At 65.8% G+C, this 12,912-nt stretch carries 13 protein-coding genes; 4 read left to right on the top strand and 9 right to left on the bottom strand.

Translation table 11 applies throughout. From position 1 onward, the window contains the following. Nucleotides 1-4: 4 nt before the first annotated feature. The 6 genes from hisD to AABQ55_RS29130 all read right to left on the bottom strand — a co-directional run bounded on the left by hisD (nucleotide 5) and on the right by AABQ55_RS29130 (nucleotide 6,476). Nucleotides 5-1,333: a histidinol dehydrogenase gene (gene hisD / locus AABQ55_RS29155; RefSeq protein WP_272808555.1), complete on the bottom strand. Its 1,329-nt coding sequence runs from the start codon at nucleotides 1,331-1,333 to the stop codon at nucleotides 5-7. A gap of 40 nt (nucleotides 1,334-1,373) precedes the next feature. Then, nucleotides 1,374-2,174, bottom strand: a complete 801-nt coding sequence (locus tag AABQ55_RS29150; RefSeq protein WP_064333826.1) for an ABC transporter permease — start codon at nucleotides 2,172-2,174, stop codon at nucleotides 1,374-1,376. Further along, nucleotides 2,171-3,115, bottom strand: a complete 945-nt coding sequence (locus tag AABQ55_RS29145; RefSeq protein ID WP_272808554.1) for an ABC transporter permease — start codon at nucleotides 3,113-3,115, stop codon at nucleotides 2,171-2,173. Before AABQ55_RS29145 ends, AABQ55_RS29150 begins: the two co-directional genes overlap by 4 nt. A 65-nt stretch (nucleotides 3,116-3,180) precedes the next feature. After that, the gene (locus tag AABQ55_RS29140) at nucleotides 3,181-4,296 is read right to left on the bottom strand and encodes an ABC transporter substrate-binding protein (protein WP_272808553.1); all 1,116 of its coding nucleotides are present in this window, start codon (nucleotides 4,294-4,296) and stop codon (nucleotides 3,181-3,183) included. Between the two features lie 32 nt (nucleotides 4,297-4,328). Next, complete coding sequence (locus AABQ55_RS29135) at nucleotides 4,329-5,462, bottom strand: ABC transporter ATP-binding protein (protein WP_272808552.1); 1,134 nt, start codon at nucleotides 5,460-5,462, stop codon at nucleotides 4,329-4,331. A gap of 246 nt (nucleotides 5,463-5,708) precedes the next feature. Next, nucleotides 5,709-6,476 carry an SDR family NAD(P)-dependent oxidoreductase gene (locus AABQ55_RS29130; protein WP_272808551.1) on the bottom strand — a complete coding sequence of 256 codons (768 nt, stop codon included), beginning with the start codon at nucleotides 6,474-6,476 and terminating at the stop codon, nucleotides 5,709-5,711. A gap of 127 nt (nucleotides 6,477-6,603) precedes the next feature. Between AABQ55_RS29130 and AABQ55_RS29125 the strand changes: the two genes are divergently transcribed. Further along, complete coding sequence (locus tag AABQ55_RS29125) at nucleotides 6,604-7,734, top strand: histidinol-phosphate transaminase (RefSeq protein ID WP_272808550.1); 1,131 nt, start codon at nucleotides 6,604-6,606, stop codon at nucleotides 7,732-7,734. A 64-nt stretch (nucleotides 7,735-7,798) separates the two neighbouring features. Here the strand turns inward: AABQ55_RS29125 and AABQ55_RS29120 are convergent, their stop codons facing one another. Then, a complete protein-coding gene (locus AABQ55_RS29120; RefSeq protein WP_272808549.1) occupies nucleotides 7,799-8,500 on the bottom strand; it encodes an anti-sigma factor family protein in 702 nt (233 codons plus the stop codon). Beyond that, a complete protein-coding gene (locus AABQ55_RS29115; RefSeq protein WP_272808548.1) occupies nucleotides 8,497-9,015 on the bottom strand; it encodes an RNA polymerase sigma factor in 519 nt (172 codons plus the stop codon). The genes AABQ55_RS29120 and AABQ55_RS29115 overlap by 4 nt, the downstream gene beginning before the upstream one ends. A 133-nt stretch (nucleotides 9,016-9,148) precedes the next feature. Between AABQ55_RS29115 and AABQ55_RS29110 the strand changes: the two genes are divergently transcribed. The 3 genes from AABQ55_RS29110 (at nucleotide 9,149) to AABQ55_RS29100 (ending at nucleotide 12,162) form a co-directional block, all read left to right on the top strand. Continuing rightward, nucleotides 9,149-10,486: a S8 family serine peptidase gene (locus AABQ55_RS29110; RefSeq protein ID WP_272808547.1), complete on the top strand. Its 1,338-nt coding sequence runs from the start codon at nucleotides 9,149-9,151 to the stop codon at nucleotides 10,484-10,486. 97 nt (nucleotides 10,487-10,583) lie between these two features. Continuing rightward, complete coding sequence (locus AABQ55_RS29105; protein ID WP_272808546.1) at nucleotides 10,584-10,844, top strand: hypothetical protein; 261 nt, start codon at nucleotides 10,584-10,586, stop codon at nucleotides 10,842-10,844. Between the two features lie 64 nt (nucleotides 10,845-10,908). Next, the gene (locus AABQ55_RS29100; protein ID WP_272808545.1) at nucleotides 10,909-12,162 is read left to right on the top strand and encodes a PqqD family protein; all 1,254 of its coding nucleotides are present in this window, start codon (nucleotides 10,909-10,911) and stop codon (nucleotides 12,160-12,162) included. A gap of 22 nt (nucleotides 12,163-12,184) precedes the next feature. Here AABQ55_RS29100 and AABQ55_RS29095 read toward each other — a convergent pair whose 3' ends face one another. After that, nucleotides 12,185-12,907: an MBL fold metallo-hydrolase gene (locus AABQ55_RS29095; RefSeq protein WP_272808544.1), complete on the bottom strand. Its 723-nt coding sequence runs from the start codon at nucleotides 12,905-12,907 to the stop codon at nucleotides 12,185-12,187. Nucleotides 12,908-12,912: the final 5 nt, after the last annotated feature.

Genomic DNA, 12,912 nt, shown 5'->3' with positions numbered 1-12,912 from the left:
GGTCTCAGCCGCCCTTCTTCAGGTAGGTCTGGCGCAGCGGCGACACGGCCAGCGCATGGGACGAGAAGCCCTCGTAAACCGCCAGATTGTGCGAGTGCCGGGCGAATTCCGGATAGGCCGGCGCGGTGACGTAGCCGATCGAGCTGCGCTTGACGAAGTCGGTGACGGAGAGCGGACCGAAGGTGCGGGCCCAGCGGCTCGTCGGCAGGACGGCGTTCGGCCCGAGCGAGAAATTGGCGATGCTCACCGGCGTATGCGTGCCCATCAGGATTTCCGATGCCTCGGTGATATGGCCGAGATGGATGAAGGGGTCTTCCGAGAGAAGCTCGAGATGCTCCGGCGCATAGGCGTTGACGAAAGCGTAGCTCTCCTCGATCGAGCTCGTCAGTACGATGCCGCCCGTCCTGCCGGTGAGCACAGCCTTGGAGAAGGCGACGCGCTGCTCCGACATGCGCGACCAGTGGTCCGGCAGGGCGGCAAGCGCTTCTTCCGCGACGCGGCGGCTGTGGGTGACGAGATAGGCCGAGGAATCCGGACCGTGCTCGGCCTCGATCAGGAGGTCGAGCGCGGCGAGGCCTCCATGCACTGTTTCGTCGGCAAGGATCATCACCTCGGAGGGGCCGGCCGGAAGGCCGGTATCGATGACGCCGGCCAGCGAGCGCTTGGCCGCGACCACCCATGGACTGCCCGGCCCGACGATCTTCAGCGCCGGTTTGACGGTCTCGGTGCCATAGGCGACCGCCGCCACCGCCTGCGCGCCGCCGACCTTGTAGACGGTCTCCACGCCGGCGAGGCGCGCGGCGACCAGCGTCGCGGCATCGACGGAGCCATCCGGCGCCGGCGGCGTGACGATGGCAAGGTTCGGCACGCCGGCAACGACCGCGGGGACGGAGGTCATCATCGTCACCGACGGGAAGGAGCCCTTGCCGCGCGGCACGTAGAGCGCCACCGACCGGATGGGCGTGAAGCGGTCGCCGGCAAAGGCACCGGGCCGGATCTCCTTCAGCCACATGGCTTCCGGCTTCTGCTCCTCATGGAAGGTGCGGATGTTGTCGATGCCGAACTGGATCGATTCGACGACGCTCGCATCGACCAGCTTGAAGGCCGCGTCGAATTCCGCTTCGGTGACCTTGAGGTTGGCCTCGGTCACGGCGGCCCTGTCGAGCTCGCGGCCGAAACGCGCCAGCGCCTTGTCGCCCTCGGTGCGCACGGCCTCCAGGATCGGCGCGACCTTCTCGATGAAACTCGAAATATCGGTCTCCGACCGGCGCAGGAGGGCCGCCTTCTCTTCGGCGTTGAGCTTGGAATACTCGTAGAAAGACACTGATGTCATCGTCTTGTCCTTGATGTCTGACCCCTCAAGGGCCGAAGGGTCATTTCGATTTCAGGAAGATGTCGAGGCCGACCAGACGATCGAGCAGAGCGATCACGAAGGCGGCGCAGGCGATGAAGACCACCGAGATGGCGGCAAGGTCCGGCGTGATGATCGACCGGATGGAATTGTAGATCTGCACCGGCAGCGTGACGCTCCGGGCGTCGACGAGCAGAAGGCTGACCAGGAACTCGTTGAGCGCGAGGATGAACATCAGGAGCGAGCCGGTGATGACGCCCGGCAGCACCGCCGGCAGCGTGATGTAGAGGAAGCGCTGCAGGGGCGGCGCGCCGCAATTGGCCGCGGCCAGTTCCAGGTCGGGCGACAGGTTGCTGGCACTCGCGGTCACGGCCCAGATCATGAACGGCAGGTTGATGACGCAGCAGGCGATGCCGACGGGCCAGAGCTTGCCGAGCACGCCCGCATTGCCGAACACCAGCATCAGGCCGATGCCGGAGCCGATCAGGGGAATGGTGAAGGGCAAGAGCAGGTAGATCTGGATGGAGCGGGCGAAGCGCACGCGGTATTTCGCAAGCGCGATGCCGGCGAGCGTGCCGACGGGAATGGCGACAACCGTGCAGATCGTGGCGACGATCAGCGAGCGCACGAAAGCCTGCCTAAGATCGCTCGCCTGCGCAATCGCGCCGTACCATTTCAGCGACAGCCCGTCCGGCGGGAAGGTGATGATGTTGCCGGCGGTGAACGAGGCGCCGAGCACCACGACGGTGGGCGCGGACAGCATGAGGAGCGCGGCGATGACGAAGGTCCACAGGACGACGGACTTGCTGCGGCTGCCGGTCATTTGCGCGTCTCCCCCATGGCGAGCGTGCCCGCGCCGAACAGCATGAAGACGACGCCGACGAGGATGGAGCCGACGGCGACGAGCATCAGCGACAGCGTCGCACCGAGGCCCTGGTCGGAGGTGCGGAAGAACTGGTCGTAGATCGCGTTGGCGATGAAATCCTGCGTGCCGCCGCCGAGGATGGCGGGGATGGCGAAGTCCGTGAGCGACAGCGTGACGACCACGAGGCCGGCGCCGACCAGCCCCGGGCGGGACAAAGGCAGCACGACATGGCGGAAGGTGCGCACCCAGCCGGCGCCGAGCGAGGCGGCCGCGGCCTCCAGCTCGTTCGGGATCGCCGTCAGCGCCGGAGCCAGCATCAGCACCGCGAAAGGCAGCATGTATTGCACGAGGCCGAACAGCACTGCCGGATAGTTGTAGAGCAGCCGCATGGGCGGCACGCCGACGAGCCCCAGCGCCTCGTTGACCATGCCCTGGTTACCGAGGATGATGAGCCAGCCATAGGCGCGCACGACCTGGCCGATGAAGAACGGCAGGAACAGGGCGACCAGCAGGAACTTGCGCAGCGCCGAAGAGGGCGTTCGCACCATTAGGTAGGCATAGGGGAAGGCGAAGAGCAGCGTTACTGCGGTGACGATCAGCGAGCCCATCAGGCTGCGGCCGGCGACCGTCGCGAAGAAATTCTCCGTCAGCACGCGCTGGTAATTGGCGAGCGTGTAGTCCTCCGACATCAGGAACGTGTTGGTATCGAGCACCCTCAGGCTGGTATCACCGATCTGCACGAGGCCGAGCACCAAAAGCCCCACCAGAACGACCGCTGGCAAGAGCATGAGATAGGGCAAGCCCCGCTGGAAACTCGATAGCCAGACGGCCGCCGCAAGGCGTTCGAGCATATCCATGACACGCCATGTCACGGGATATGCGGCACGGGGAGCGCGCATGAACCGATCCTCTTAACGAAAGGAGACGGCCCGCCGCCAAAATGCCGCGGCGGGCAGGCAGGGCCTCAGCCCTGCATGATTTCCTTGAACTTGGCGAACCACTGGCTCTCGTTTTCGACCTGCACCTTGGACGAGATGCGGATGAGGTGCTTGAAGGCCTCTTCCGTCACCGGATAGGACGGATCGTCAACGAGGTCGGCCGGAGGGGTAAGACCGGGCACGACACCGGGCAGGCCGAGACCGTCGAGCCAGACCTGCTGGGCTTCCTTGGTCAGCGCATGGTTGATGTACTGCTTGGCCCAGTAGAGTTCGTTTTCCGGCAGGCCCTTCGGGATCCACAGGCCGTCCGTATCGAACTTCGCGCCCTCCTCCGGCACCACCCAGGCCAGCTCGATGCCGTTCTTCTTGGCTTCGCGCGCATTGGTGGAGATGGTGCAGGCGGCGTCGATCTCACCCTTCTGGAACCAGGTGGTGAAATCCGGGTCCTCGCCGAGCAGCGGCTGCTGCTCCTTGATCTTCGAGATGAAATCCCAGGCCGGCTGCATGTTGCCGGGGATATCCTCCAGCTTGCCGCCGCCGGCGACCTGGGCTGGGAAGTGGAAGCCGATGCCGTCGTTATAGAGCGCGATGCGGCCCTTGAGCTTGGGATCGAGCAGGTCCTTCCAGGACTTCGGCGCACCGTTCGGGAACGCCGAAGGGCGATAGGCCAGCACGTAGACATAGCCGTAGGTGTTGACGATCGGATAGCCGTCGAGCCCGACGGGCTTGGCAAGCTCGGTGGTGCCCTTGAGGTTCGGCAGGTCCGACAGATCCTCCGTCACGCCGCGCAGCGCCGACTTGGTGGCGTTGGTGGTCGTGTCCCAGTTCACATGGATCGGCGGCACGCGCTTCTGGGCGACGGCCGCCCACACTTTCGGCTGGATCTCGTTGTCTTCGGTCAGGTCATGGCGAACCGCAATGCCGGTTGCCTTGGTGAAGCTGTCGGAAACGCCCGCCTTCAGCGCGTCCACCCAACTGCCACCCCAGGCGCGGACGATGATTTCGGCCGGCTTTTCGGGCTCCTGGGCAAAGGCACGGCTGACGCCGAGCGTCGAAAGACCTGCGGACGCACCCGCCGCGGCCATCGATGCCAGCAGCGTGCGGCGGCGGATCTGCATGGAAGAAAGTTTATCATGCGACATTACGCGTTCTCCTCTGGCTTAGCCTTCGTTGGTTATTTTGGAAAGACATGCATGTCCCTTGCATTCCAGCCGAGGCGAACCGCGTCACCCGGGCCGAATTGCAGGTGGGATTCGGGATCGTGGTCGAAGACGCGCATCAGTACGTCGCCGAGTTGCGGAACCCGGATTTCATAGACGACGCGCTCGCCTTCGAAGATGCAGTCGACGACGAGACCGTCGACCACCGTTTCGAGGCCGTCGAGATGACCATCCTTCGGCGCGACGCGGATCTGTTCGGCGCGCACCGCGCCGGCACAGGGTTTGCCGCCGGCAAGCGTCGCGTCAGCCGCCAGGCCGGCAAGATGCAGGCCATTGGCCTCGATCGTCGCACGCGACCCGGCAAGCTCGACCACCCTGCCCTCAACGAAATTGGTGACGCCGATGAAATTGGCGACGAAGGCGTTCGAGGGCGCGCGATAGGCATCCACCGGACGCGCCTTCTGCTGGATCGAGCCACCGTTCATGACGATGATCTCGTCGGAAACGACCAGCGCCTCGCGCTGGTCATGCGTGACGTTGATCGTCGTCACGCCGAGCTCCTTCTGGATGCGGCGGAATTCCAGCTGCATCTCCTCGCGCAGCTTGCGATCGAGCGCGGCGAGCGGCTCGTCGAGCAGCAGGAGGTCCGGCTCGAACACCAGGGCGCGGGCAATCGCCACGCGCTGCTGCTGCCCACCGGAAAGCTCGTTGATGCGCCGGTTGCCGTAACCGCCGAGACGGACGAGATCGAGATAGCGCTCCACCTTCTCCGGAATGCGGCGGGCATCGTGGCGGCGCATCTTCAGCGGGAAGGCGACATTCTCGGCGGCCGTCATGTGCGGGAAAAGCGCCAGCTTCTGGAACACCATGCCGATGGCCCGGCCATGTGGCGGCACAGCGCTGACGGGCTGGCCGTTGATGAAAATCTCGCCGCCGGTCGGGCGATCGAAACCGGCAATCATGCGCAGCAAGGTCGTCTTGCCGGATCCCGAGGGGCCGAGGATCGTCAGGAAACGGCCTTTCGGCAGGTCGAAGGATGCGCTCTTCACAGCATGGACATTGCCGAAGACCATGCTGACGTCCTTGACGGAAACGGCAATCCGGTCGCGCGGCTCCACCGCGGGCTGCTCGGCATCGACAACGCCCATGGCATTCCCCTGTATTGCCCTACCGGCGACACGGGACCGCTGGAAGGCTTCCTCTTGTCACTGCGGCCACGGGCGGGCGGCCGAGCATCTCACGTAGTTGTCTATACATATGCATACAAGTTCCGTCAACCACACTTGCGTATTTTTTGCACCGCAAAGACGGATGATTAAATATTGTGCAGCTGCGAAAAATAACTTCTGTGGCCCGCCTTAAAGCGGCATGACCAATGCTGGGCGCTGCCGCGTTCAGATCGAGGCAAGGTAACCGCCATCGACCGGAATGCAATGGCCGGTGACGTAGGCGGCGGCATCGCTGCACAGGAAGACGGCGACGCCGCCGATATCGCCTTCGCTACCGAAGCGGCGCTGCGGGATCTTGTCCAGCATCCGCATCTGCCAGTCCTCGTTCTGGTAGAACGCCTCTGTCATCGCCGTGCGGAAGTAGCCGGGCGCGATCGCGTTGACGCGGATGTTGTGCGGCGCCCATTCCGTGGCGAGAGCCCGCGTCACGCCGAGAAGGCCCGACTTCGACGCACCATAGGGTACCGCCGTTGGAATGCCGACATAGGAGGTCAGCGAGCAGAGATTGACGATCGCGCCGCCGGCGGCGTCAGCCATGATGCGGCCGGCCGCCTGCGCACAGAAGAAGGCGCCCTTCAGGTTCGTCGAGAGGATCGATTCCCAAAGCGCCTCGTCAACATCGAAGGACGGGCGGACATCTTCAAAGCCAGCATTGTTGACGAGGATGTCGAGACCGCCGAGCGCATCAGCCGCGGCGTTCGTCACGGCCGTGCACGCCTCCACGTCGCGCACATCCTGCGCAAGCTCCACGCAGCGCCGGCCGGCCTTCTCCACCAGCGCCCGGGTCTCGGCCAGCCCGTCGAGCGACCGCGCCGTGATCGCCACGTCCGCGCCCGCCTCGGCAAGCGCCACAGCAATCGCCTGGCCGATTCCGCGACTGGCCCCGGTGACGAGCGCACGGCGACTGGAGAGATCGAAGACCGGACGGTTCATGGCGACACCTCGATTGACTTCCCGGCGAATGACAGCACTTCCACAAGAAAATGTCTATACATATATACAGATCAAAATTCCCGGCGTATGAATGCGGCATGGCAAACCGATCGCATGGAGCCGCAAAATGGCAGACCCTTCAAGCCTGATCCGCGAAGAAATCCGCTCTATCCAGCCCTACAATGCGGGGCTGACGCTCGAAGAGGTGCGGGCGACATATCAGGTGGAGACCATCGCCAAGCTCGGCTCCAACGAGAACCCCCTCGGCCCCTCCCCGGCACTGCGACGGCTGTTTTCCGACATCGGCGAACTTGCCCGGCTCTATCCCGATCCGCAAGGCCGCGCCCTGTGCACCCGGCTCGCCACCAGCTTCGACGTCGATAGCCGGCAGGTCATCCTCGGCAACGGTTCGGAGGACCTGATCGGCGTCATCTGCCGCTCGGTCGTGCGCCCCGGCGACACGGTGGCGACGCTCTACCCCTCCTTCCCGCTGCATGAAGACTATACGGCACTGATGGGCGGCCGGATCGAGCGCGTGCCGGTGACGCAGGACCTGACCATCGACATGGCGGCGCTCCTTGCCACCGTGGCCCGCAAGCCGCGCATGTTGATGTTCTCCAACCCCATGAACCCGGTTGGCTGCTGGCTGACGCCGGACGATCTGGCAGAGCTCATCGCCGCACTCGACGCTCAGACGCTGCTGGTCGTTGACGAGGCCTATGCCGAATATGCCGCCGGCGACGACTACCGGTCGGCGATCGGCATGCTGAGGGGCAAGGACATCCCGTGGGTGGTGCTGCGCACCTTCTCCAAGGCCTATGGCCTCGCGGGACTCCGCATCGGCTACGGCATCGTCAGCGGTGGTGGCCTCTGCGATTTCTTCAACCGCGTGCGTACCCCGTTCAACACCAACGCCATCGCCCAGGCCTCTGCGGTCGCAGCTCTCGACGATCCGGACCATCTGGCGCAATCGGTAAACGCCGCCATCGAGGAACGCGAACGCATGAAGACAGCCCTCGCCGCCACCGGCTATCGGTCAGCGCCGTCGAAAGGTAACTTCCTGTTCGTCGATGTCGGGCAGAACGCAACGGACCTGGCCGCGGCGCTGCTCGAGCGCGGGGTCATCGTCAAGCCCTGGAAACAGCCCGGCTTCAAGAGGTTCATCCGCGTCAGCATCGGCACGCGAGAGGAGAACGACCATTTCCTGCGCGCGCTCCGGGATGTGGAGGGCAGGGGCGAAACACCCCGCCGACGCTGAACGGATCTCCTTTTCCGCTAAAGCTTCCCCGACGAGGGTGACGCGCGACACGCCATGCGGTGGGCTATTCACGGCCCTGGATGCCCGCCTCCTCGTCAGCCGTCAGCGGATCCGACACGCCGAGCGCATCGAGGTAAGCGTCAACGCTTTGAAGCGCGGCGTCGGATGCCGGCGCATAGGCATTGCCGCCGCTCCGTTCGACGGTGAGCTCCACTGTCCAGCCCGTTCCGCGGTCGCAGCCGATCCCGGTCAGCGATGCACGCGCCCCGCCGATATCGAAGCTGCGGCAGATTCCGCCCTCGATCCGATAGGTGGCGAGCGTCTCGAAGCGTGCACTCTCGCCTGAAAGGGAAATCGAGCGCTGCTCTCCCGACCGGGTGGCCGAAAGCGCTTCGGCGATTGCGGCGCGGCCGAGGGGATCGTCACTGCCGGCGCCCGTCCGGCCGGCGAGATAACCGGCTCCCCCGACGACAAGCAGGAGAGAGGCGGCAAGCGGCAGGGCGAATCGGGCCCGGATCCGGCTCCGTAACGGAACCACATTGTCGCGGCGGCCGAGCACCGCCTCGATCAGTGCCTGGGGCAGCTCCTCCCGCCGCGCATCGCCGAACGCTTCGCGCAGCAAGGTGCGGCTGCCGCGAAACAGCTTGGCACGGGCGGCAAGGGCGGCATCGGCGGCAAGCGCCCGCTCGATGGCCGCGCGGGTGGTCTCGTCGGTCTCGCCATCGACAAACGCCATCAGCATCTCGTCCGTCACCTTTCCTGTCATGACCGTTCTCCACCTGCCCGCGCGGGGACATCGCCTTCCATAGCCGCGACCAGCGCCACACGCGCACGCGCCAGCCGGCTCATCACCGTGCCGATCGGAACATCCAGCATTTCAGCGGCCTCCCGATAGGTCAGGTCCTCGACGCATACGAGCAGAAGCACGGCGCGCTGTTCGTCCGGCAGGGAATCGGCGACGCGCCGGACCTCCGCAAGCGCAAGACGCGCCTCGACCACCCTTCGGCCATCTTCCGCCGGCAAGGCCATCTCGGCGCCGCCGTCGTCGATCAGCATGTCGGGCCGGCTGCGGCGCATCGTGTCGACCCAATGGTTACGCATGATACGGAAGAGCCACGCATCGAGCCGCGTGCCGGGCGTCCAGCTTTCGCGATGCCGCAACGCCTTCTCGCACGCCGCCTGTACGAGATCGTCGGCTGCATCGCGAGAACGCGTCAGGGTGCGCGCGAGGCCCCGAAGCCTCGGCAGCAGCGCCACGATGTCATATCCGAAATCCGCCATACACTATCCGTCCTCGCCCAAGAACGCCGAAGACACCACCCTTATTCCAGCCGCGCATGAAAATTTCCCCTGTCTGGAATAGAGGTGAGCCTGCGACGTTTTCGTCTCTATTGTCGAATTCAGGAGCCTCGATATGGGAAAAGACGATGGAAACCGGCACGGCGCAGCGGAACTGACCAGGCGCCGCATGCTGCAAAGGCTGGGCATCGCCACCGGGCTTGCCTATGCCGCGCCGGCCCTCCTGGGACTCGGTTCCGCGCGAGCATCCTCCTCCGGGGGCAGCTCCTCCGGCGGGCGCGCCTCGCGCGGCGGGGGCTCGGGGAGAAGCTCTCCCCGGCCGCGACGGCAGCGCCCGCGTGCTCGCAGGCCCCGCCCGGAGATCGTCGTCGCCGCGCCCTCGCCGGCCGCGATCGACCTCATCGCCGCGCAGGGATATGGCCTCGTCGCCCGTGACCGGCTCGGTCTGCTCGACACGGAGATCACCCGCTTCACGCTGCCGCAGAACCGCACGATCGAACAGGCCCGCACCGAAATCCTCCAGCTCGTTCCATCCGCCCTTGTCGACCCGAACCATATCTACCGGACCAACGAGCTTGCCTGCGGCAGGGACGGATGCGCCGCCTTCGGCATGATCGGCTGGAAGGAGGCCCCGCACGCCTGCCCCGTCGACATCACCATCGGCATGGTCGATACCGGCGTGAACACCGGGCACGAGGCGCTCGCAGGAACGGTTCTCCAGCGTGTCTCGGTCGTCGATCCGAAGAGGCGCCCGTCCTCGCGCACGCACGGCACCGCCATCGCGGTGCTGCTTGCCGGCCGCGCGGCGTCGCGGACCCCCGGCTTGCTTTCCGGTGCCCGCCTCGTCGCGGTCGATGCGTTCCACAGCGACGCCAGGGGGCAGGATGCAGCGGACGTCTTCGACATCGCGCGTGCGCTGGATCGTATTGCGGCAAGCAAGGCCCGTGTCGTCAATCTGAGCTTTGCCGGCCCGGCCAATCTGGTGCTGGAACGGGTCGTGCGCGCCCTTGTCGAACGCGACGTGGTGCTCGTCGCCGCCGCCGGCAACTCGGGGCCGCGGGCGGACCCGCTCTACCCCGCGGCCTATCCCGGCGTCGTCGCGGTGACCGCGGTCGACAGCCGCCTGCGCGCCTATCGTCGGGCGGCGGCCGGCGAGCATATCGATTTCGCCGCCCCGGGCGTGCGCGTCTGGGCGGCGGCCTCGGTGCGTGGCGGGCGTTTCCGTTCGGGCACGTCCTATGCGGCGCCCTTCGTGTCGGCCGCCCTTGCCGCCGCCCGCGCGGCCGATCCACAGGCATCGGGCCGGGAGATCGTGGACAGACTTGCCGCCGGGGCCATGGACCTCGGTCGCGGCGGCCGCGACACGACCTTCGGCTGGGGGCTCGTGCAGGCGCCCGCAGTCTGCGCCATGCCGCCGGCGGATATCCTGCCGGCAGTCGAAGCGCAGCCATAAAAATTCGATGCGGCATGGAATAGGTGGTGCGTCGCCTGCGTTTGCCCTGCCGAAGTTCCCTGGATGGGAGCTTTTCCAACCAGGAAAGGAGCTGACCATGTCGATCGAAGATACCAAGCCAGGCGGCCTGTCGCGCCGCGCGATGTTGACGAGACTGGGACTGGCGGCCGCCACTGCCTATATGGCGCCCGCCATGCTCAAGCTGGATGAGGCCCATGCTTCCTCCGGGAGGAGCGGCGGCAGCCGGGGAAGCGGAGGCCGCGGCAGCGGTCGCAGGAGCAGCGGCCGAGGCGGCGGCGGAAGCTACAGCGGCGTCCGCAGGCGCAGGACCACCCGGCGCCGCACGATCTTCACCTGAACGCATAACCGGGCGGAGCGGCCTTTCCGCTCCGCCCCGCTTGACGATTGCACGGAGCGGAACCATGCGCCTCGCATTCGAGGGACTGAAGGCCAACATCGACGTGCCGGATCATCCGGCGTTTCTCGCCGCGCTGAAAGCCGCCGCGATCGACTGGCCGTTTCACCGCGTCGAAACCGACGAGGAGCCGATCGCCCGCATCATCGCCAGGGGCACCTCGCTCGTCGTCCACCACCCCGAGGAGGAGCCGGTCCCGACGACGCCGGTCGCCGCGGCCTGCGACGTGATGGTGAGTCTGGCCGGCGCGCTCGTGACGGAAAATCCGCACCGCCTCTGCCTCCACGGCGCGGCCGCCCTTTTCGCCGGCCGGCTGCTCGTCTTCCCCGGCCATTCCCATGCCGGCAAGAGCACCCTGACCGCAAGGCTGGCGGCGGACGGACACACGGTCTTCGGCGACGACATCGTACCGCTCGACGAGCGAGGCGACGGTGTCGCGCTGGGCGTCGCCCCACGCCTGCGGCTGCCTCTGCCGGCTTCGGCCACGCCGGCCTTTCGCGATTTCGTCATGCGGCACGCGGGCGCCTCCGACGGGCGCTACCACTATCTCGCCCTGCCCGAGGGCCGGCTCGCACGCAAGGGAACGACCGCCCCCATCGGCGCGATCGTCCTGCTCGACCGCCAGCTGCAAGGCCCCGCCGAACTCCGCGCGGCGCCGCGCAGCCTCGCCCTGAAGCTGCTGGCCCGCCAGAACGTTTCCTATGCCGAGGACGCCCGCCCCCTGCTTGCCCAGATGAGCGCACTCGTGCAGAGGCTGCCCTGCTATGTGCTTGCCTATGCCGATCTCGAGGTGGCCGCAGAACAGCTCGCATCGGCTTTCGGCCGCTGGCCGGCGGCCCCGCAGCGCCTCCCGCTTGCCGATCCCGACGCGCTTTCCAGGCGGCTGCTGCAGCACGATCCCCTGGCGGAGGCGGATATCGAGGTCGACCAGGACCTGTCATGCGAACCCTACCGGCCGGGAATGCGCCTCGTCCGGAATCCAGACGTGACGATGCACGAGGTCGAAGGCGAAGCCTTTCTGGCCGGCGTCGATCACACGGCGGCGATCAACAACCTCAATCCCGTCGCGCTCGGCATCTGGAACCTCATGATATATCCGGTCGATGAGGCGGAGGCCGCGCATGTCCTCTCGGACGCCTTCCCCGAAACGGATCCGCACGTCATCGCGCGCGACGTAAGCGCCCTGTTTCAAAGCCTCCACGACTCGCGCTTTGCCATCGAAGCGACTGACGCTCACCCCAAGCAGGGTATCCGCTCGTAGCTGTTCGGCCGCCTACCCGATTTCAAGAATTCCTTGAGGTCAGATAGGTTTTGGCGATTTCCCGCAAACGGGCGCTTCCAAAGCTCGATCCATGACCACCATGGACGACTTCCAGATCAAGCTGCAGCAGGCGTTCCATGCTCGCCTTGTAGGCCTCGATGTCGCATCCGGGCAGATCGTCTACAAGACTTCCCTCGTAGATCGCGTCTCCGCTGAAGAATATCCCCGTCTTCTGATCGAGGAGGCCTATCGATCCCGGGGAGTGACCGGGAAGATGCAGGACCGTGTAGCAGGCGTCGCCGATGTCGATGATGTCATTTTCGGCCAGGATCGTGGTCAGCGGCGCTGGTGAAATTGTATAGGCTTCAGGCCTAGTGCCCATCGGCGGAACCTGCGCGAGAACATCCGATTGCATGCGAAAATACGGGGCCAGCGTGTCGGCGTCGAGCATATGCGCGAAGGCTTCGGCCTCAGCTTCATGACCCAACCGGTTCTCGAACTCGTGAAACGAGCCGACGTGATCGACATGGATGTGTGTCGCCACGGCAAGGACGGGTTTGCCGGGGGGAATGGTCAGCACGCTTGCAAGGTTACCGAGGCCCATGCCGAAATCAATGACGAGATCGGCGTCACGGCCGACAACGTGGAACATGTTGGCCCGAAAGAAGGGGTGGACATGCGGTTCGTATATCCGGGTCAGCCGAGCCGAGATCGCTTCCGTTGAAAACCAGTCAGCGTTGTTCATGGCGA

It is taken from the genome of Shinella sp. WSD5-1 (assembly GCF_963942435.1).
Taxonomy (GTDB): Bacteria; Pseudomonadota; Alphaproteobacteria; order Rhizobiales; family Rhizobiaceae; genus Shinella; species Shinella yambaruensis.
The sequence above is the reverse complement of the archived record's forward strand: the minus strand, read 5'-3'. Positions and strand labels throughout refer to the sequence as shown.

Coding starts and splice junctions, on each gene's coding strand:
- hisD (WP_272808555.1), bottom strand. CDS start 1,333: ATGACATCAGTGTCTTTCTACGAGTATTCCAAGCTCAACGCCGAAGAG.
- AABQ55_RS29150 (WP_064333826.1), bottom strand. CDS start 2,174: ATGACCGGCAGCCGCAGCAAGTCCGTCGTCCTGTGGACCTTCGTCATC.
- AABQ55_RS29145 (WP_272808554.1), bottom strand. CDS start 3,115: ATGCGCGCTCCCCGTGCCGCATATCCCGTGACATGGCGTGTCATGGAT.
- AABQ55_RS29140 (WP_272808553.1), bottom strand. CDS start 4,296: ATGTCGCATGATAAACTTTCTTCCATGCAGATCCGCCGCCGCACGCTG.
- AABQ55_RS29135 (WP_272808552.1), bottom strand. CDS start 5,462: ATGGGCGTTGTCGATGCCGAGCAGCCCGCGGTGGAGCCGCGCGACCGG.
- AABQ55_RS29130 (WP_272808551.1), bottom strand. CDS start 6,476: ATGAACCGTCCGGTCTTCGATCTCTCCAGTCGCCGTGCGCTCGTCACC.
- AABQ55_RS29125 (WP_272808550.1), top strand. CDS start 6,604: ATGGCAGACCCTTCAAGCCTGATCCGCGAAGAAATCCGCTCTATCCAG.
- AABQ55_RS29120 (WP_272808549.1), bottom strand. CDS start 8,500: ATGACAGGAAAGGTGACGGACGAGATGCTGATGGCGTTTGTCGATGGC.
- AABQ55_RS29115 (WP_272808548.1), bottom strand. CDS start 9,015: ATGGCGGATTTCGGATATGACATCGTGGCGCTGCTGCCGAGGCTTCGG.
- AABQ55_RS29110 (WP_272808547.1), top strand. CDS start 9,149: ATGGGAAAAGACGATGGAAACCGGCACGGCGCAGCGGAACTGACCAGG.
- AABQ55_RS29105 (WP_272808546.1), top strand. CDS start 10,584: ATGTCGATCGAAGATACCAAGCCAGGCGGCCTGTCGCGCCGCGCGATG.
- AABQ55_RS29100 (WP_272808545.1), top strand. CDS start 10,909: ATGCGCCTCGCATTCGAGGGACTGAAGGCCAACATCGACGTGCCGGAT.
- AABQ55_RS29095 (WP_272808544.1), bottom strand. CDS start 12,907: ATGAACAACGCTGACTGGTTTTCAACGGAAGCGATCTCGGCTCGGCTG.